Genomic DNA, 15717 nt, shown 5'->3' on the forward strand with positions numbered 1-15717 from the left:
GACGCCGCCGCCGGGCTGGATGGTCAGGACGCCGGCCATGGAGTGGGAGAGGAAGTTCCCGTCGAGGACCTTCGCGCCGCGCGAGACCGTCTCCCAGAGCAGCGAGACCAGCGGGACGACCGCGAGCAGGAAGCAGACCCACACCATGCTGGTGGCGAGACGGTCCTTGGCCTGCCGGAGGCCCTCGACGCGGGCCGCCAGGGCGAACATCCCGGCGACGAAGACCACCGCCGCGATCAGGCCCCACTGGATGCGGCTGCCGAGGCCCGCGCCCAGGCCGGTGCCGACGCCGACGGCGACCGCGGCGGCCGCGAGGGCGGCGGGTGCCCAGCGCGGCAGGCGGGGCTGGCGCAGGGTGTACGAGGGGAGGGGCGCGCTGTCGGCGACGACCGTGCTGTCCATGGTCACGTCGCTCATGCCGTGTACTCCTTGCGGCGGGCGATGATCAGCCGGGCTGCGCCGTTGACCAGCAGGGTCAGGACGAAGAGGACGAGACCGGAGGCGATCAGGGCGTCCTTGCCGATCTCACCGGACTCCTTGAAGCTGCTCGCGATGTTCTGAGCGAACGTTCCGCCACCCGGGTCGAGCAGGCTCTTGCCGATGGTGAAGCTGGGGGAGAGGACGGTGGCGACGGCCATCGTCTCGCCGAGGGCACGGCCCAGGCCCAGCATCGAGGCGCTGATGACACCGGAGCGGCCGAAGGGGAGGACAGACATCCGGATGACTTCCCAGCGGGTCGCGCCGAGCGCGAGCGCGGCCTCCTCGTGCATCTTCGGGGCCTGGAGGAAGACCTCGCGGCTGACGCTGGTGACGATCGGCAGGATCATGATCGCCAGCAGGATGCCGATGGTGAAGAGCGAGCGGGCGGCGCCGCCCTGGTAGGCGAAGATCCCGGTCCAGCCGAAGTAGTCGTTCAGCCAGGTGTAGAGCCCGCCGAGGTGCGGCACCAGGAAGAGGGCGCCCCACAGGCCGTAGACGATCGAGGGGACGGCCGCGAGCAGGTCGATGACGTAGCTCAGCGGCGCGGCGAGTCTGCGCGGCGCGTAGTGCGAGATGAACAGCGCGATGCCGATGGCCACGGGCACGGCGATGAGCATCGCGATGAGCGAGCTGACGACCGTGCCGAACGCCAGGACCGCGATGCCGAACTTCGGCGGCGTGGAGTTGGCGGCCCACTCGAAGGTGGTGAAGAAGTCGCCCTCGTTCTTGGAGAGGGCACTGGTCGCCCGCACGGTGAGGAAGACCGCGATGGCGGCCATGATCACCAGGAGCAGGATCCCGGACCCCCGGGAGAGGCCGAGGAAGATCCGGTCACCGGCGCGGGAGGTTTTCCGCGGGGGCGGTGGGCCGGGTGGTGTGGCTGAGGTTATTTCCATGGGTTTCTCCGGTCTGCGGGGCGGCTGGCGCCGGGCCTTCCGGACCGTTGGGTCCGGATGGGCCCGGCGGCGCCGCTCCGTCGTGCGGCGGTGCACCGGATGGCGTGCGGGCTCAGGGCTGGTGCGGCCCGGTGGGCGGTTTGTGCCCACCCGTTCCGCCCTGCGGAACGACTGCCCACAAACCAGGTCAGGAGAGGGAGGCGACGGCCTCGCGGACCTTCTTGGCGATCTCGGTGGGCAGCGGGGCGTAGCCGAGGCCCTTGAGGACCGACTGGCCGTCCTCGCTCGCGATGTAGGTCAGGAAGGACTTGGTGGCCGGGAGGGTGTCGGCCTTGTTGCCCTTGTCACCGACGATCTCGTACGTGACCAGGGTGATCGGGTAGGCGCCCTCGGCCTTGGTGGCGTAGTTGAGCTTGAGGGCCAGGTCCGAGCCGGAGCCGACGATCTTGGCCTCGGCGATCGCCTTGGAGGCGTTGTCCGAGGTGGCCTCGACCGGGGCGGCGGCGCCCGTGTTGAGCTTCACCGTCTTGATGCTGTTGGCGGTGGCGTAGGACAGCTCGAAGTAGGAGATGGCGCCGGAGGTCTGCTTGACCTGCGAGGAGACACCCGCGGAGCCGTCGGCCGACTGGCCGCCCTTGGCCTTCCACGCCTTGGCGGGCTCGTACGACCAGGAGGAGGGCGCGGCGGCCTTGAGGTACTTGGTGAAGTTGTCCGTGGTGCCGGACTCGTCGGAGCGGTGGAACGCCTGGATCTTCAGGTCGGGGAGCTTGGCGTCCTTGTTGAGCTTGGCGATCGCCTCGTCGTTCCACTTCTCGATCTTGCCGTCGAAGATCTTGGCGAGGGTGTCGGCGTCGAGGATCAGGTTGTCCACCCCGGGGACGTTGTAGCCGATGGCGATGGGGCCGCCGACCATGGGGAGGTTGATGCCCTGGCCGCCCTTGACGACCTCCTTGGACTTGGTGACCTCCTCCGGCTTCAGCGCCGAGTCGGAGCCCGCGAAGGCCGTCTTGCCCTGGAGGAACTCCTGGACGCCGGCGCCGGAACCCGTGGCCTTGTAGTTGATCTGGGTGTCCTTGCAGGCCGCCGAGTAGTTCTTGACCCACAGGTCCATGGCGTTCTTCTGCGCGGAGGAGCCGGAGGCCAGCAGCTGGCCCTTGCCCTCGCACTTGATGTTGCCCGCCGCCTTGGTGGAGTCGCCGCCGCCCGTGGAGCCGCCGCCGCTGTTGTCGTCCGAGCCGCACGCCGTGAGCACCAGGGCGCTCGAGACGGCGATGGCGCCGAGAGCGACGGTGCGAAGCCGGTTCTTGCGCTGAAGCTTCACTTTCGGGAGTTCCTTCCGGGAGCCGCCGCTGGGGCGGCGTGCGAGAGGTGTCGGTACGAGCGGTCCTGCCCGCACCCTCTACTCGGCGAAATTAGGCAGATCAGGTGAAGCGGTCGATGGGTGAGAGTGAACGGAGGGTGAACCTCACCCGTCGGGGTGGTTGCCCGCACGAGGGTCCGGTTCCTTGTGCAGTGTGACGCAGATCTCTGTCGATTTGACGCCAGGCATGGCAGCATCCGAACCTCGCGTGACGGTATGTCAGGCATGGGGGTGAAGGTGCGGAGGTGGCCGGTGGGGCGTCCGGGCAGGCGGAACGACGATCGCACGAGCGGTGACGGCGCGGGTGGTGCGGGCGGCACGGGCGCCGGCCGGGGCTTCGAGCGGCGCGTGGCGGTGGCGACGGCGCTCGTGTGCGCGGCCGGGCTGGCGGTGCTGGGCGCGCCCGGCGTGACGTACGCGGCGCCCGGGCCGACCCCGGGTCCGACGTCCTCGGCCACCGGTGGGGGTGCCGCGGCGGACGACGCCACCCGGCGCCTGGAGGCCATCCACAAGGAGGTCGAGGAGCTCTACCGCAAGGCCGAGACCGCCACCGACGCCTACAACGCCGCCGGTGAGCAGCTGCGCCTCCAGGAGAAGTCGGTCGCGGAGCTCACCCAGCGGCTGGAGGCGGCCCGGAAGCGCATGGACACGCTGCGCGCCCAGGCGGGCGCCCTGGCCCGCGCCCAGTACCGCAGCGGTGGCTTCAACCGGACGCAGCTCTTCCTCAGCGGTTCCCCCGACTCCTTCCTCGGCAACGTCTCCCTCGCCCGCAAGGGCGAGCAGGCCACCCGCCGGATGCTGACCGAGGTCACGGCCGCGAAGGCGGACCTGGAGCGCTACACCCAGGCCGCGGACGAGCGCCGGAAGACGCTGGACGCGGAGAAGAAGAAGCGCGAAGCCGCGAAGAAGGAGATCCAGGAGCGGCTCGACACCGCCAAGCAGCTGGAATCACGACTCGCGGACCAGGAGAAGGAGAGACTTCGGCTGCTGGAGGAGGAGCGGGCCCGGCAGGCCCAGGACCGCTGGCTCACCTCGGACGCCGCCAAGTGGCTCACCGGCCGGGGCTCCGTCGCGGCGTCCGGCGACGCCGCCCGCGCGATCGACTTCGCGACCGCACAGATCGGCAAGGACTACGTCTGGGGCGCGGAGGGCCCGGACACCTACGACTGCTCCGGCCTCACCCTCAAGGCATGGGCGGCGGCGGGCCGGGCCATCCCCCGCACCTCTCAGGAGCAGTGGCGGCAACTGCCCAAGGTCGACGTCAAGGACATGCGCCCCGGCGACCTGGTCATCTACTACGCGGACGCCAGCCATGTGGGCATGTACATCGGCGACGGCCGGATCGTCCACGCGCCGCGGCCGGGCCGGCAGGTGACCGTCACGGGAGCGGGCTCGATGCCGGTGCTGGGGGTCGTACGGCCGGGGTAGCGACGGTGGGGTGGTGAAGGGAGCCGGGCCGTACGCCGGGGTGTCGACGGGGCCCGTCCGGGCGCCCGGCGGTGGCTCGACCATCAGCTCGTAGGACGGTCCGCTTGTCCTCGCGCGGGCGTCAACTACCGTCACCCGTAAGGCATATGACGGAGGCGGGTGGCTGCGTACCATTCCGCTCGGGCGGGCTCTGGCGCTAGGGTCACGTTCTGTACTCGTCTGTCGGCGAGGTGCCGCGCCCCCGGGCGGGGGCACCCCCTCGTGGTGGCCGGGGGAGGAAGGACCGAAGCGATGCCCGTATCCGCGCCCTGGCCGGCGGAGCCGCCCGCCGTGCCGCCCGACGGCGGGCTGACACTGCTGGTGATCGAGGACGCCCCCGGCGGGACGCTGTCCGGCCCCTGCATGGCGGAGATGACCGGCACGGCCGAGGGGCCCGTACGCATCCGGACCGCCCGCAACCTCACCGAGGCGGAGCGGCTGCTCACCGACGACGTGCAGTGCATCCTCCTCGACCTCGCCCTCCCCTCCCGGGCCTACGCCCCCGGGGGCGGCCACGAGCTCGACACCCTGCGCCAGGTGCTGCGGCTGGCACCCCGTCAGGCCGTCCTGGCGCTGACCGCCGAGACCGACGCCGCGCGGGCGGCGGAGGCGGTCCGGGTCGGCGCGCAGGACTACCTCTTCCGCGACGAGCTGGACGGCCGGGTGCTCAGCCGGGCCATCCGCTACGCCGTCGAGCGCAAGCGCGCCGACGTCGACCGGCGGCAGCTCACCGAGACCCGGCTGCGGGCGCAGGAGAACGCCCGGCTGGAGCGCGGTCTGCTGCCCCATCCGCTGCTGGCCGGCTCCGAGCTGCGCTTCGCCGCCCGCTACCGGCCCGGCCGCAGCCGCGCCCTGCTCGGCGGAGACTTCTACGACACGGTCCGCACCGCCGACGGCACGGTCCACGCGATGATCGGCGACGTCTGCGGGCACGGCCCCGACGAGGCGGCGCTCGGCGTCGAACTGCGCATAGCGTGGCGGGCGCTGACGCTCGCCGGGCTGTGCGGCGACGAGCTGCTGGTCACCCTCCAGCAGGTGCTCGAGTACGAGCGGGCGGACGAGGAGGTCTTCGCGACCCTGTGCATGGTGGACATCGCCCCGGGCGGGCGCTCGGCCGCGCTCTGCCTCGCCGGGCACCCGGCACCCCTGCTCGTACGCCCCGGGCACGCCCCGGCCCTGCTGCCGCAGGAGGGCGGCGGCCCGGCGCTGGGGCTGCTGTCCGCCGCGCGCTGGCCGCACCGCGAGGTCCGGCTGGGGGCGGAGTGGAGCCTGATGATGTACACGGACGGCCTGGTCGAGGGCCGGGTGGGCGCTGGCACGCGGCGGCTGGGCCAGGAGGGGATGATTGAACTGGTCGCCCGCCGGCTGAAGGAGGGGCTGGCCGGGGAGGAACTGCTGGAGGCGGTCGTGGCGGAGGTACGGGCGCTCAACGGCGGAGACCTGACGGACGACCTCGCGGTGATGCTGCTCGCCAGGGGGTAGGCGCGGCCGGGCTTTCCCGAGTACTTCCGGGCGCCTCCGGGGTCAGCGGCCGCCGTTGTACGGGCCGTACGGGCCGTCCGAGCTGGAGCCCCGGCGGCGCGGGCCGCCCCGGCCGGAGACCTGCCGCAGGGCGGGGCGCACGTCGACCATGTAGACGATCGTGGCGATCAGGCCGAGGATCGGCAGGAAGTTCAGGATGCCGAAGAAGAGGTTCACGGCGATCGCGATACCGAGGATGATCAGCCAGAAGCCCTTGGACTGCTTGTCCGCCGCGCGGTAGGCGTCCTCCCGGCGGGCGGCCGCGTCGACGAAGGCGACGGCCGTGAAGACCAGCAGCCCGATCGACACCCAGGACAGGACCTCGCCGAAGCCTTCCACCAGCATGCCGCTCACCTCTCAGTGCGTCCGTTGCCCACCGTACCCGGAGAACGATCCGGGCAGGTGGTCCGTGCCCGGATCGTTCCGCGTGCTGCGTGCTGCGGCGCGGGCGGCCTAGGCGTCCTCACCGGCCTTGGTGTCCGCCTTCTTCGCGGCGGCGGGCTTGCGGGCGGCGGTCCGGCGGGCGGCGGGCTTGGACGCGTCGTCCGAGCCGTCCGATCCTTCCGCGGCGGCGGCCGGCTGGTCGTCCTTGGCGGCGGCGCCGCTGTTCCCCTCGCTGCTGCCCGGCTCCACGGCGACGGCGATCTCGGAGAACCCCTCGGCGGCCTCGCCGCGCCAGGTCTTCACGGCCGTGCGCCCGCGCTCGGCCAGCTTCTCGAACTGCTCACCGGCCTGGGCGGCCACCGCGACGACCTGCCCGACACCCTGGAGCGCCAGGTCCTGGGCCTTCTGGCCGAGCTTCTTGGCGTCGGTGTCGACGGTCCCGACGAACTCGGTGACCTTGGCGGTCACCTGCGTCTGCACCTCCTTGGCCTGCTGCTTCACCCGCCCGCCCAGCTCCTTGGGGTCGGTGCTGCGCAGCTGCTCGAAACGGCCGGGGGCCTCGGCGACGAGCTGCCCCACCTTCTCCGCCGCGAGGTCCGCGGCGCCGGCGGTGGCGTAGAGGGTGTCGGTGGCCGTCTTGCGGATGTCCTGAGTGAGGGCCATGGCGAAGGGTCTCCCGATCAGCTCGAAGGGTTGCTCTGGTCGTCGTCCGTCTTGCCCGTGCCGCCGCTCGTCCCGCCCGGACCGCTCTGTTCGGGAGCGGTTCCGGGTGTGGCGAGGGCGTTCTCCTTGCGGAAGGACTCGTAGATCTGGAGCAGCACCTGCTTCTGCCGCTCGTTGATCGAGGGATCGGCGAGGATCACGCTGCGGACCTCCGCCTCTTCCCGCTCCCGCTGGTCGAGCATCCCGGCCTGCACGTACAGCGTCTCGGCGGAGATCCGCAGCGCCTTGGCCAGCTGCTGCAGGATCTCGGCGCTCGGCTTGCGCAGGCCGCGCTCGATCTGACTGAGGTACGGGTTGGACACTCCGGCGGCGTCCGCGAGCTGCCGCAGCGTCAGCTGCGCGGTGCGCCGCTGCTCGCGGAGGTACTCGCCGAGATTGCCGACGTTGAGTGATGCCATGGTGTCGATGGTGCCGCAGCTTGCTAACTATTGCAAGCGGATGCTTGCAATAGTTTTCCGTCAGTTCCGATGGCCTGCATCGGCCGCTGGAACCTCGTCGACATCGAGGGCTTCGATGATGCGGAAGTCGCGCTCGACGCCGTCGGCGAGTACGGCCAGCGCCTCCTGGTAGGCCGCACTCGCGCGTGCGGCGACCGCCTGTTCGAAGCTGTCGAACTCGATCAGGATGGTGCGCTCGGCGATTCCGGCGTCGTGTGCGACGACCCGGCTGCCGCGGGAGAGCAGCCGCCCGCCCGCGGCCCTGACGGCTGGACCGGCCAGCTTGTCGTAGGCGGCAAGCCTCTCGGGGTCTTCGATGGTGCGATAGACGCTGACCCAGTAGCCCTTGGCCACGGTACCTCCTGTGTTCGGAATTGATGATCGGAAACGTGCTCGGATCCATGGCCGGCGCGCTGTGGGTCAGCGAACCGTGCGCACGATCGCTGCCTGGCCGCCGACTCGGACCCGGTGTCCCGTGCGGTCGCGGTGGACGGTCGCCGTGATGGTGGACGGGCTGCCGAGGTGGTCGCCCATGTCGACAGCGAGGCGGTGTGTGCCGAACCCGGCAGTATGCGCCGCCAGGCAGGCCGTGCTGTTGGCGTTGGCGATGTCCTCGGGGACGCCGATCGACGGGGCGAACATCCGGGCTGCCGCTCGGCCGTGTCGGTCCGGGGGCGAGTAGGCGTAGCAGCCCAGCAGGCCGTAGCGGTCGCAGGCCGCGCGCAACAGGGCTGGGTCCGGCGTGAGTTCGGCCAGTGCGGCACGGGATCGGACGGGCAGCAGAAGTCTCGGCCGCCCGTTCGACGCCACGCAGGCGTCGCCGGCGACCGCGTCCTCCGTCAGTCCGAGGCCGCCCGCGACCGCCCTCAGTTCGGGCCCACCGGCGCTGCGCAGGCTGACCGGGCCCGGGTCGAACGACGCCGTCAGGCCGTCACCGTTTCGGCTTGCCCGGCCCTCGAAGCCGCGGTGGGCCGTACGCAGGACGGCGCGGTAGTCGCGGTCGCCGCCTTCCCGTTCGGCGAGCACGGCGAGGGCGGCGACGGTGCCGTGGCCGCAGGCGGGCAGTTCGCCCTGGGCGGTGAAGAACCGCAGCGTGTACACGGGCCGACGACGCTCGGTTCCGGTCGCGCGGAGGAAGACGGCGTGCGACGTTCCCAACTCCGTGGGAATGCGGCATCGCTCCTCGTCGGTGAACGGCGCATCGTCCAGAACGGCGGTCGGGCTGCCACCCCCGCCGTCCCGCTGACACGCGTCGACGACCGTTACCTCGGGCATGGCACCGGGCCGGCGGTCAGCAGCATGGTCAGGTCCAGTGCGGGCGCGCTGTGCGTCAACGCCCCGACCGAGATGAGGTCGACGCCCGTCCCGGCGATGGCGAGAACCGTGTCCAGGCGGATGGTGCCCGATGCCTCCAGCAGGATCCGGGAGGCGTCGGCCCGCCCGGCCCGGACCTTCACGACCTGCTCGATGTCGGCCACCGACATGTTGTCGAGCATGATCCAGCGGGCTCCGGCGTCGAGGGCCTCGACGGCCTGGGCGACGGTCCGCACCTCGACATCGCACTCCACGGCCTGCCCGGTGCGCGCCATCCCGCGCCCGACCGCCTCGATCGCGGCCGTCACACCGCCCGCCGCGGCGATGTGGTTCTCCTTGAGCAGGACCATCGCCGCGAGATCGAGGCGGTGGTTGTGGCCGCCGCCGGCGGTGACCGCGTACTTGTCCAGGGCGCGCAGGCCCGGCGCCGTCTTGCGCGTGTCCAGGATGCGCGCCCCGGTCCCTGCCACGGCTTGGACGTAGCGGTCGGTCAGCGTCGCGATGCCGCACATGCGCTGCAGGAAGTTCAGCGCCGTACGCTCCCCGGTGATCAGGCTGCGCGCCGAACCGGACAGGTGCGCCAGGACCTGGCCGTCGGCCAGCCGGGCGCCGTCGGCGACGGCCGGTTCGACCTTGACCTCGGGGTCGACCTGCGCGAAGACCTCGGCGACCACGGGGAGGCCGGCGGCGATGCCGCTCTGCCGGGTGCGGATCTCGGCCGTGGCCGCCAGGCCCTCGGGAACGCTCCACTCGGTGGTGATGTCCTTCCCCGACGCGTCCTCGGCCAGGGCGGCAGCGGCGGCGGCCCGTGCCGCCGCCGAGGGGAACTCGGGAACGCCTCTCACCCAGGTCGTCAGGGCGGGTGCCACAACAGCCTCCTCCGTTTCGATTTCCGAAGCGGTCGCCGATGCTAGCGTGTCGGTATTCGAAGCATCAACCCTGGAGGGCTGGACATCCCGACATGGCAACACCCAGACCTGGCGGTCCTGTTCGCGGCTCGACCACCGGCCGCCCCCTCATGGCCGCGCTCGATCTGTTCGGGCGGCGGTGGAGTCTGCGCATCCTGTGGGAGCTTCGCGAGGGTCCGCTTGGATTCCGCCCCTTGCAGAAGCGGTGCGACGACATGTCCTCCAGCGTGATGCGGCAGCGCCTGACCGAGCTGCTGGACGCCCAGGTGATTCACCAACTGCCGGACAGCCGCTACGGGCTCACCCCGCTGGGGCAGGAGGCGCGCCACGCCCTGAACCCCCTTGCCCGTTGGGCGGAACACTGGGCGGCCGCGATCGACCCGCAAGGGGCGGACCACGCCGACGACCAGTCCGCCGGCCGCGTCCCGCATCCGGACACCGTGGGCGACGGGACGCCTGGTTGAGGCCCCGCCGAACGGAACGGCCACCGCTGGGCGGCGGCCCGGCGTAGGTGGCGGGTCACGTCGTCGGCGAGGCTGATGCGGACCCGCCGCTCGGTGAAGCGCCGCTGCCCGTGAAGGCGCGGTGGTCAGGCGACGGTGGGGGCGCCGGCCACGCGGCGTTCGCCGCCGTTGCGTTCCTGCCAGAGGCGGTAGACCTCGACGGCGTCCTCGCGGGGCTCGTGGCGCATGGGCAGCCGGCGCCGGTCCCAGTTCTTGCCGAACTCCTCGTAGAAGGTGTTGAGCTCGAAGTACTTCCGGTCGTCGACGTAGTGCGGTTCGTAGGCGTCGCGGGTGGTGAGGAAGACGACCTCGTCCGGGGAGCAGTAGTAGAGGGAACCCAGGCACATCGGGCAGGGGTGGGCGAGGACGTAGATGGTGGTGCCGGTCAGGTGCTCGGTGCCGAGCTTCACGCACGCCTCGCGGATGGCGAGGATCTCGGCGTGGGCGGTGGGGTCGTCGGTCTGGGCGACCTTGTTCGCGCTCTCGGCGAGGATCTCGCCGTCCTTGACGATGACCGTCGCGAACGGGCGGCCGCCTTCGGCGACGTTCTGCCGGGCGAGGTCGATGGTGCGCTGGATGAAGTCCATGAACGGGCCTTTCCGGTGAGCGGGAGGGGATGAAGAGAGGGGCGGGGCCGGTGGGCCCCGCCCCCGGCGGTCAGAACGGCTTGGTCGGCAGGTACTTGCCGTCCAGGGTGATGACGGCGCGCTCGCCGCCCTCGGGGTCGGCGACCTTCTTCACGTCCAGCTTGAAGTTGATCGCGGAGATGATGCCGTCACCGAACTCCTCGTGGACCAGGGCCTTGAGGGTGGTGCCGTAGACCTGCAGCATCTCGTAGAAGCGGTAGATCGTCGGGTCGGTGGGGATGCCGCCGGGGATCGAGCCGCGGGTCGGGATGGTCTGCAGCAGCAGCGCCGCGTCCTCGTCCAGGCCGAGCAGCTCGGCGACGGCCTTGGCGGACTGCTCCGGCAGGGGGTGCTGGCCGAGGACGGCGGCGGTGGTGAAGGCGACCGAGAGGCCGGAGGCGTCGGCTATCCGCTGCCAGGACAGGTTCTTGCGGGTCTTGGCCTCGACGGCGGCGTTGGCCAGGGCCTCGCGGGCGGTCGGGTCGAACTGGGCGTGCACCATGAGAGGGCTCCTTTTTCTGGGGGGATGGGGTGGGGTGGTCCGGGGTGGGGTTCGGGCCGGGCCTGCGTCAGGACGCGAGGGCGGTGCCCGCGCCGGTGACGTCCAGGGCTTCGACGCGCCCGGTGGCGATGTCGAAGACCCAGCCGTGCAGCGCCACCTTCTTCTCCGCCAGCGCCCGGGCGACGGAGGGGTGGGTGGTCAGGTTCGTCAGCTGCGCGTACACGTTCTGGCGGACCAGGGCGCCGGTCTTCTCCGGGCCGGCCGCCATGCCGGCGGTGCGGGCCACGGCGGCGTCCGCGTGCCGCAGCCAGTCGGCGACCACCGGCGCGCCGGACAGGTCGTGGCCTTCGGCCAGGGCGGTCATCGCGCCGCAGGCGGAGTGCCCGCACACCACGATGTCGGTGACGCCCAGCACGGCGACGGCGTACTCGATGCTGGCCGTGACCCCGTTCGCGCCGGGCGTGTAGGCGGGAACGAGGTTTCCGGCGGTGCGGATGACAAACAGCTCGCCGGGCTCGCCCTGGGTGATCAGCTCGGGGACGACGCGGGCGTCCGAGCAGCCGATGAACAGCGTGTGCGGCGTGTGATGCGTGGCCAGGTGGGTGAAGAGGTCCGCCTTGGCCGGGAAGACCTCGCGCTGGAACCGCGCGACGCCCTCGGTGAGGTCCTGCATGGGTCACTCCCTTCGGTAGCCGTCGAGCCCGTGGGGCCCGGCGAGATCCACCATGCATGAGCTGGACCTATAGAGTCCAAGAGTTGCTCGCCATGGAAGCTATTGGTGCTGTCTATAGTGAGGGTCATGGCCGCCCTGGAACTGCGTCACCTGCGCTATCTGCTCGCCGTCGCGGAGCACGGGAACTTCACCCGCGCCGCCGAAGAGCTCCACATCTCCCAGCCCACCCTCTCCCAGCAGATCAAACAGCTGGAGCGCACGGTGGGCGTGCAACTGCTGGACCGCACCGGCCGGACCGTACGGCCCACCGACGCCGGCAACGTGTACGCCGAGCACGCCCGCCGGGCGCTGCGCGACCTCGCCGCCGCCGAACGCGCCGTCCACGACGTGCAGGACCTCTCCCGCGGCCACCTCCGCCTCGCGGTCACGCCGACGTTCACCGCCTACCTCGTCGGCCCGGTCGTCGCCGAGCTCCACGCCCGCCACCCTGGCATCACCCTGACCGTCACCGAAGCGACCCAGGACCGCATCGAGGCCGGTCTGGCCGGCGACGAGATCGACCTCGGCATCGCCTTCGCCGGGCCCCACCCGCCCGGCATCGCCGCCACCCCGCTGTTCACCGAGACCCTCGGCCTCGTCACCGCGGCACAGCACGCACCCACCGCCACCGGCTGTGAGCCCCTGCCCGTCCAGGCCCTCGAACGGCAGCAGCTCGCCCTGCTCAGCGCCGACTTCGCCACCCGGGGCCACATCGACGCCTACTTCAGCCGCCACGGCGTCCAACCGCGCATCGTCGTGGAAGCCAACTCCATCCAGGCCCTCACCGAGATCGTCCGGCGCACCCCGCTGGCCACCGTCCTCCCCGACGCCATCACCCACGATCACCCCCACCTCACCCCCGTCCCCCTCGACCCGCCCCTGCCCACCCGCACCGTCACCCTCCTCACCCGCGAGGGCGCCTACCGGTCCGCCGCCACCCGCGCCTTCACCCGCCTCGTCCATGACCACGTCGCGACCCGCGCCTACACCCCGGCCTGAGCGGAGGGCGACCCGGAAGCGGCGCACCGGGAGGGGTTACCATCGCTCCTGCAAGGAACAGGGGCCCCGTGAAGCGGGCCCGGACAGAAGGAGGTGAGACCGATCAACGCTGTGTCAGGTCGGGTGCTCTCGTCCCGCGACGTCGTGGTCGTGCCGGTCTAGGTGGACCGGGAGGGCGCCCTTCGTACCCCGAAAGGCTCCCGTGTCCGTTTCTTTCGCCGCTTCCGCGGCTCTGCGACTGTTCTCCTTCCGTAATTCCGTCATCTCCACGCTGCGCGCCGCCGGTTGCGTCTTCGCCGAGGACGAGGCGGAACTGATCCTCTCCGCGGCGGGCTCGCCGGACGAGCTCCACGCCATGGTCGACCGGCGGGCGGCCGGGCATCCGCTCGAACACGTCGTCGGCTGGGCCGAGTTCCGGGGTCTGCGGATCGCGGTCGACCCCGGTGTCTTCGTGCCGCGCCGGCGTACCGAATTCCTCGTCCAGCAGGCCGTCAGCCGCGCACTGGGCCGTGGCCCGGACGTGGTCGCCGTGGACCTGTGCTGCGGGACCGGCGCGCTGGGCGCGGCGCTGGTGGCCGGGGTGGGGGAGGCCGGCGGGGGGACGGGTGTCGAGCTGTACGCCGCCGACATCGACCCCGCCGCCGTGCGGTGCGCGCGCCGCAATGTCGCCGCGTCCGGCGGACGGGTCCTGGAGGGAGATCTGTACGCGCCGTTGCCCGCCGCGCTCCGCGGCCGCGTCGACGTCCTGCTCGCCAACGCCCCCTACGTTCCCACCGACGCCATCGGGCTGCTGCCCGCCGAGGCGCGGGTCCACGAGGCGCGGGTGGCGCTGGACGGCGGCCCGGACGGGCTCGACGTCCAGCGGCGCGTGGCCGCGGGGGCCGCGCGCTGGCTGGCGCCCGGCGGGCATCTACTGATGGAGACGAGCGAGCGGCAGGCGCCGCACACGGCCCGGACGTTCGCGCGCGGCGGGCTGGAGGCGACGGTCGTCCACTGCGCGGACCTGGGCGCCACCGTGGTCATAGGGACGCTCCCACAGCGCTGACCTGCGTTTCCGCGCCGCCGTATGGTGGGATGAGCGGTGTGAACCGTGCCGCCGTCGAGGACACCAACCGCCGGATGCTGAGGGCGCGGGACGCCATGGACCGCGCCTACGCGGAGCCCCTGGACGTCCCCGCCCTCGCCCGGATCGCCCATGTGTCCGAGGCGCATTTCAGCCGTACCTTCCGCGCGACGTTCGGGGAGACCCCGCACCGCTACCTCCAGCGGCGCCGCGTCGAGCGGGCGATGTTCCTGCTGCGCGAGACCGGGCGCGCGGTCACGGACATCTGCTTCGAGGTGGGTTTCGGCAGTCCCGGGACGTTCAGCCGGACGTTCCGGGACATCGTCGGCATGTCGCCCCGGGATTACCGCAAGCAGGCGGTCGCGCAGCACGTGCCCACCTGCTTCGCGATGGCGTGGATCCGGCCCGGCTCATAGGGGCTCTCGTAGAGAGCAGTTTTGGATAAGTTTTCGGGCGCCTGGCCGAATAACGTTTCCCTCATGTTCAACGCCATCACGCACTCGCAGATTTACGTCCTCGACCAGGACGAGGCCCTCGACTTCTACGTCGGCAAGCTGGGCCTGGAGATCACCGCCGACATCCCCCTGGGCTTCATGCGCTGGCTGACCGTCGGCGTCCCCGGTGACGCCGGCCGCCAGATCCTGCTGGAGCAGCCGGGCGGGCCGATGATGTCCGACGAGACGGCCGCGCAGGTGCGCGACCTGGTCACCAAGGGCGCGATGGCCGGCTGGCTCATCCTCACCACGCCGGACTGCCACAAGACCTACGAGACGCTGCTGGCCAAGGGCGTCGAGTTCACCGAGCCGCCGACCGAGCGCCCCTACGGGATCGACTGCGGGCTGCGCGACCCGTTCGGCAACCGCATCCGCTTCACGCAGCCGAAGGTCTGACGGGCCGCGGTCCGGCGGTAATTCCGTTGCCGTCCGCCCCGGCCGGTGCTGGGGTGTGCGGATGGACAAGGACACGGTGGCGGCCCTCCTGCCGCTCTACGACCGCGAGATGCGGGAGGGCGTCCGGGCCGACGGGCCCGGCGCCCGGGTCGAGCGCGTCGAGCACGCCTCGCGCGCCGGCACGGTCGTCGTCCGGCACGTCGGCGCGGACGCCGACGGCTGGAACGGCGTCGTCTGGTCGGACCTCGACGAGGACACGGCGGACGCCGCCATCGCCGAACAGGTGGCGTACTTCGCCGCGCTCGGCCGCGAGTTCGAGTGGAAGCTGTACGGCCACGACCTGCCGGCCGACCTGCCGCGCAGGCTGCGGGCGGCCGGTTTCACGGCCGAGCCCACGGAGACGCTGATGGTCGCCGCCGTCGCGGACCTGCCGGCCGGCTCCGGGCCCCCGGAGGGGATCCGGCTGCTCCCTGTCACCGACGCGGCCGGCGTCGACCTGGCGGTGGCCGCCCAGGAGCGGGCGTTCGGCGAGTCCCGGGAGCAGCACCGGAAGCTGCTCCTCGACCAGCTGGACTCGGACGTTCCGCTAGCGGTCGTCGCCATGGCCGGGGACGTTCCGGTGAGCGCGGCGCGGATGGAACTCCACCCCGGGACGTCCTTCGTGAGCCTGTGGGGCGGCGGCACCGCGCCGGAGTGGCGGGGCCGGGGGATCTACCGCGCGCTCGTCCACCATCGGGCGCGGCTGGCGGCCGAGCACGGCTACCGCCATCTCCAGGTCGACGCGTCGGCGATGAGCCGGCCGATCCTGGAGCGGCTGGGGTTCGTGGCGCTGGGGACGACCACGCCGTATGTTCTCGTGCCGTGAGGGCCTTCGTGGGCTGAGGGCCGGCGGGACATGAGGGCCCTGGTGGGGGCCTTCGGGCCGTGAGCCC

The 15717-nt window shown here is 71.9% G+C and carries 19 protein-coding genes and 1 pseudogene; 8 read left to right on the forward strand and 12 right to left on the reverse strand.

Features of this window, described 5'->3' with window-relative positions:
• The 3 genes and pseudogenes from ACX9I7_RS19885 to pstS form a co-directional block, all read right to left on the reverse strand.
• A pseudogene (locus ACX9I7_RS19885) lies at positions 1-417 on the reverse strand (phosphate ABC transporter permease PstA); the annotation flags it as partial.
• Positions 414-1376, reverse strand: coding sequence for a phosphate ABC transporter permease subunit PstC (gene pstC, locus ACX9I7_RS19890; RefSeq protein WP_392758103.1), 963 nt, complete (start codon positions 1374-1376; stop codon positions 414-416). The gene pstC and the pseudogene ACX9I7_RS19885, both read right to left, overlap by 4 nt.
• Before the next feature lie 187 nt (positions 1377-1563).
• Positions 1564-2697: a phosphate ABC transporter substrate-binding protein PstS gene (gene pstS / locus ACX9I7_RS19895; RefSeq protein WP_387575673.1), complete on the reverse strand. Its 1134-nt coding sequence runs from the start codon at positions 2695-2697 to the stop codon at positions 1564-1566.
• Between the two features lie 291 nt (positions 2698-2988).
• Between pstS and ACX9I7_RS19900 the strand changes: the two genes are divergently transcribed.
• Complete coding sequence (locus tag ACX9I7_RS19900; RefSeq protein WP_459388066.1) at positions 2989-4164, forward strand: C40 family peptidase; 1176 nt, start codon at positions 2989-2991, stop codon at positions 4162-4164.
• A 291-nt stretch (positions 4165-4455) separates the two neighbouring features.
• Positions 4456-5685: a PP2C family protein-serine/threonine phosphatase gene (locus ACX9I7_RS19905; RefSeq protein ID WP_459388067.1), complete on the forward strand. Its 1230-nt coding sequence runs from the start codon at positions 4456-4458 to the stop codon at positions 5683-5685.
• Positions 5686-5727: 42 nt separating this feature from the next.
• Here the strand turns inward: ACX9I7_RS19905 and ACX9I7_RS19910 are convergent, their stop codons facing one another.
• The 6 genes from ACX9I7_RS19910 to nadC form a co-directional block, all read right to left on the reverse strand.
• Positions 5728-6069 carry a DUF2516 family protein gene (locus ACX9I7_RS19910; RefSeq protein WP_459388068.1) on the reverse strand — a complete coding sequence of 114 codons (342 nt, stop codon included), beginning with the start codon at positions 6067-6069 and terminating at the stop codon, positions 5728-5730.
• Between the two features lie 108 nt (positions 6070-6177).
• Positions 6178-6771 (reverse strand): hypothetical protein, encoded by a 594-nt coding sequence (locus tag ACX9I7_RS19915; protein WP_387575665.1) that lies wholly within the window; start codon positions 6769-6771, stop codon positions 6178-6180.
• 17 nt (positions 6772-6788) lie between these two features.
• A complete protein-coding gene (locus tag ACX9I7_RS19920) occupies positions 6789-7229 on the reverse strand; it encodes a helix-turn-helix domain-containing protein (RefSeq protein WP_387575663.1) in 441 nt (146 codons plus the stop codon).
• A 60-nt stretch (positions 7230-7289) separates the two neighbouring features.
• Complete coding sequence (locus tag ACX9I7_RS19925) at positions 7290-7622, reverse strand: DUF1330 domain-containing protein (RefSeq protein ID WP_387575661.1); 333 nt, start codon at positions 7620-7622, stop codon at positions 7290-7292.
• Positions 7623-7688: 66 nt separating this feature from the next.
• Entirely contained in the window at positions 7689-8543 is an 855-nt protein-coding gene (locus ACX9I7_RS19930; protein ID WP_459388069.1) for a PhzF family phenazine biosynthesis protein, read from the reverse strand.
• Positions 8531-9451 (reverse strand): carboxylating nicotinate-nucleotide diphosphorylase, encoded by a 921-nt coding sequence (gene nadC, locus ACX9I7_RS19935; RefSeq protein ID WP_387575657.1) that lies wholly within the window; start codon positions 9449-9451, stop codon positions 8531-8533. The genes ACX9I7_RS19930 and nadC overlap by 13 nt, the downstream gene beginning before the upstream one ends.
• A gap of 149 nt (positions 9452-9600) precedes the next feature.
• On the opposite strand from nadC, the gene ACX9I7_RS19940 reads away from it, so the two are divergent.
• Positions 9601-9954, forward strand: a complete 354-nt coding sequence (locus tag ACX9I7_RS19940; RefSeq protein WP_459388070.1) for a winged helix-turn-helix transcriptional regulator — start codon at positions 9601-9603, stop codon at positions 9952-9954.
• A gap of 125 nt (positions 9955-10079) precedes the next feature.
• On the opposite strand, the gene ACX9I7_RS19945 is transcribed toward ACX9I7_RS19940, so the two are convergent.
• The 3 genes from ACX9I7_RS19945 to ACX9I7_RS19955 form a co-directional block, all read right to left on the reverse strand.
• A complete protein-coding gene (locus tag ACX9I7_RS19945; protein WP_459388071.1) occupies positions 10080-10580 on the reverse strand; it encodes a nucleoside deaminase in 501 nt (166 codons plus the stop codon).
• 70 nt (positions 10581-10650) lie between these two features.
• The gene (cynS, locus tag ACX9I7_RS19950; RefSeq protein WP_459388072.1) at positions 10651-11121 is read right to left on the reverse strand and encodes a cyanase; all 471 of its coding nucleotides are present in this window, start codon (positions 11119-11121) and stop codon (positions 10651-10653) included.
• Between the two features lie 67 nt (positions 11122-11188).
• Positions 11189-11794, reverse strand: a complete 606-nt coding sequence (locus tag ACX9I7_RS19955; protein WP_387575649.1) for a carbonic anhydrase — start codon at positions 11792-11794, stop codon at positions 11189-11191.
• Positions 11795-11920: 126 nt separating this feature from the next.
• On the opposite strand from ACX9I7_RS19955, the gene cynR reads away from it, so the two are divergent.
• The 5 genes from cynR to ACX9I7_RS19980 all read left to right on the forward strand — a co-directional run bounded on the left by cynR (position 11921) and on the right by ACX9I7_RS19980 (position 15650).
• Positions 11921-12832, forward strand: coding sequence for a transcriptional regulator CynR (cynR, locus tag ACX9I7_RS19960; protein WP_387575647.1), 912 nt, complete (start codon positions 11921-11923; stop codon positions 12830-12832).
• A gap of 202 nt (positions 12833-13034) precedes the next feature.
• The gene (locus ACX9I7_RS19965) at positions 13035-13877 is read left to right on the forward strand and encodes a putative protein N(5)-glutamine methyltransferase (protein ID WP_387575645.1); all 843 of its coding nucleotides are present in this window, start codon (positions 13035-13037) and stop codon (positions 13875-13877) included.
• Positions 13878-13906: 29 nt separating this feature from the next.
• A complete protein-coding gene (locus ACX9I7_RS19970) occupies positions 13907-14311 on the forward strand; it encodes a helix-turn-helix domain-containing protein (RefSeq protein ID WP_229820378.1) in 405 nt (134 codons plus the stop codon).
• Between the two features lie 63 nt (positions 14312-14374).
• Positions 14375-14785, forward strand: coding sequence for a VOC family protein (locus ACX9I7_RS19975; RefSeq protein ID WP_126915413.1), 411 nt, complete (start codon positions 14375-14377; stop codon positions 14783-14785).
• Positions 14786-14846: 61 nt separating this feature from the next.
• Positions 14847-15650 (forward strand): GNAT family N-acetyltransferase, encoded by an 804-nt coding sequence (locus ACX9I7_RS19980; RefSeq protein ID WP_459388073.1) that lies wholly within the window; start codon positions 14847-14849, stop codon positions 15648-15650.
• Positions 15651-15717 lie beyond the last annotated feature (67 nt).

This window comes from Streptomyces sp. L500 (assembly GCF_054551825.1).

What these genes read in the sequence shown, in the direction of transcription:
- ACX9I7_RS19975 (WP_126915413.1), top strand. Translation starts at nt 14,375, where the DNA reads ATGTTCAACGCCATCACGCACTCGCAGATTTACGTCCTCGACCAGGAC.
- ACX9I7_RS19945 (WP_459388071.1), bottom strand. Translation starts at nt 10,580, where the DNA reads ATGGACTTCATCCAGCGCACCATCGACCTCGCCCGGCAGAACGTCGCC.
- ACX9I7_RS19930 (WP_459388069.1), bottom strand. Translation starts at nt 8,543, where the DNA reads ATGCCCGAGGTAACGGTCGTCGACGCGTGTCAGCGGGACGGCGGGGGT.
- ACX9I7_RS19955 (WP_387575649.1), bottom strand. Translation starts at nt 11,794, where the DNA reads ATGCAGGACCTCACCGAGGGCGTCGCGCGGTTCCAGCGCGAGGTCTTC.
- ACX9I7_RS19940 (WP_459388070.1), top strand. Translation starts at nt 9,601, where the DNA reads ATGGCCGCGCTCGATCTGTTCGGGCGGCGGTGGAGTCTGCGCATCCTG.
- ACX9I7_RS19980 (WP_459388073.1), top strand. Translation starts at nt 14,847, where the DNA reads ATGGACAAGGACACGGTGGCGGCCCTCCTGCCGCTCTACGACCGCGAG.
- ACX9I7_RS19915 (WP_387575665.1), bottom strand. Translation starts at nt 6,771, where the DNA reads ATGGCCCTCACTCAGGACATCCGCAAGACGGCCACCGACACCCTCTAC.
- ACX9I7_RS19970 (WP_229820378.1), top strand. Translation starts at nt 13,907, where the DNA reads ATGAGCGGTGTGAACCGTGCCGCCGTCGAGGACACCAACCGCCGGATG.
- ACX9I7_RS19910 (WP_459388068.1), bottom strand. Translation starts at nt 6,069, where the DNA reads ATGCTGGTGGAAGGCTTCGGCGAGGTCCTGTCCTGGGTGTCGATCGGG.
- cynR (WP_387575647.1), top strand. Translation starts at nt 11,921, where the DNA reads ATGGCCGCCCTGGAACTGCGTCACCTGCGCTATCTGCTCGCCGTCGCG.
- ACX9I7_RS19920 (WP_387575663.1), bottom strand. Translation starts at nt 7,229, where the DNA reads ATGGCATCACTCAACGTCGGCAATCTCGGCGAGTACCTCCGCGAGCAG.
- pstC (WP_392758103.1), bottom strand. Translation starts at nt 1,376, where the DNA reads ATGGAAATAACCTCAGCCACACCACCCGGCCCACCGCCCCCGCGGAAA.
- cynS (WP_459388072.1), bottom strand. Translation starts at nt 11,121, where the DNA reads ATGGTGCACGCCCAGTTCGACCCGACCGCCCGCGAGGCCCTGGCCAAC.
- ACX9I7_RS19905 (WP_459388067.1), top strand. Translation starts at nt 4,456, where the DNA reads ATGCCCGTATCCGCGCCCTGGCCGGCGGAGCCGCCCGCCGTGCCGCCC.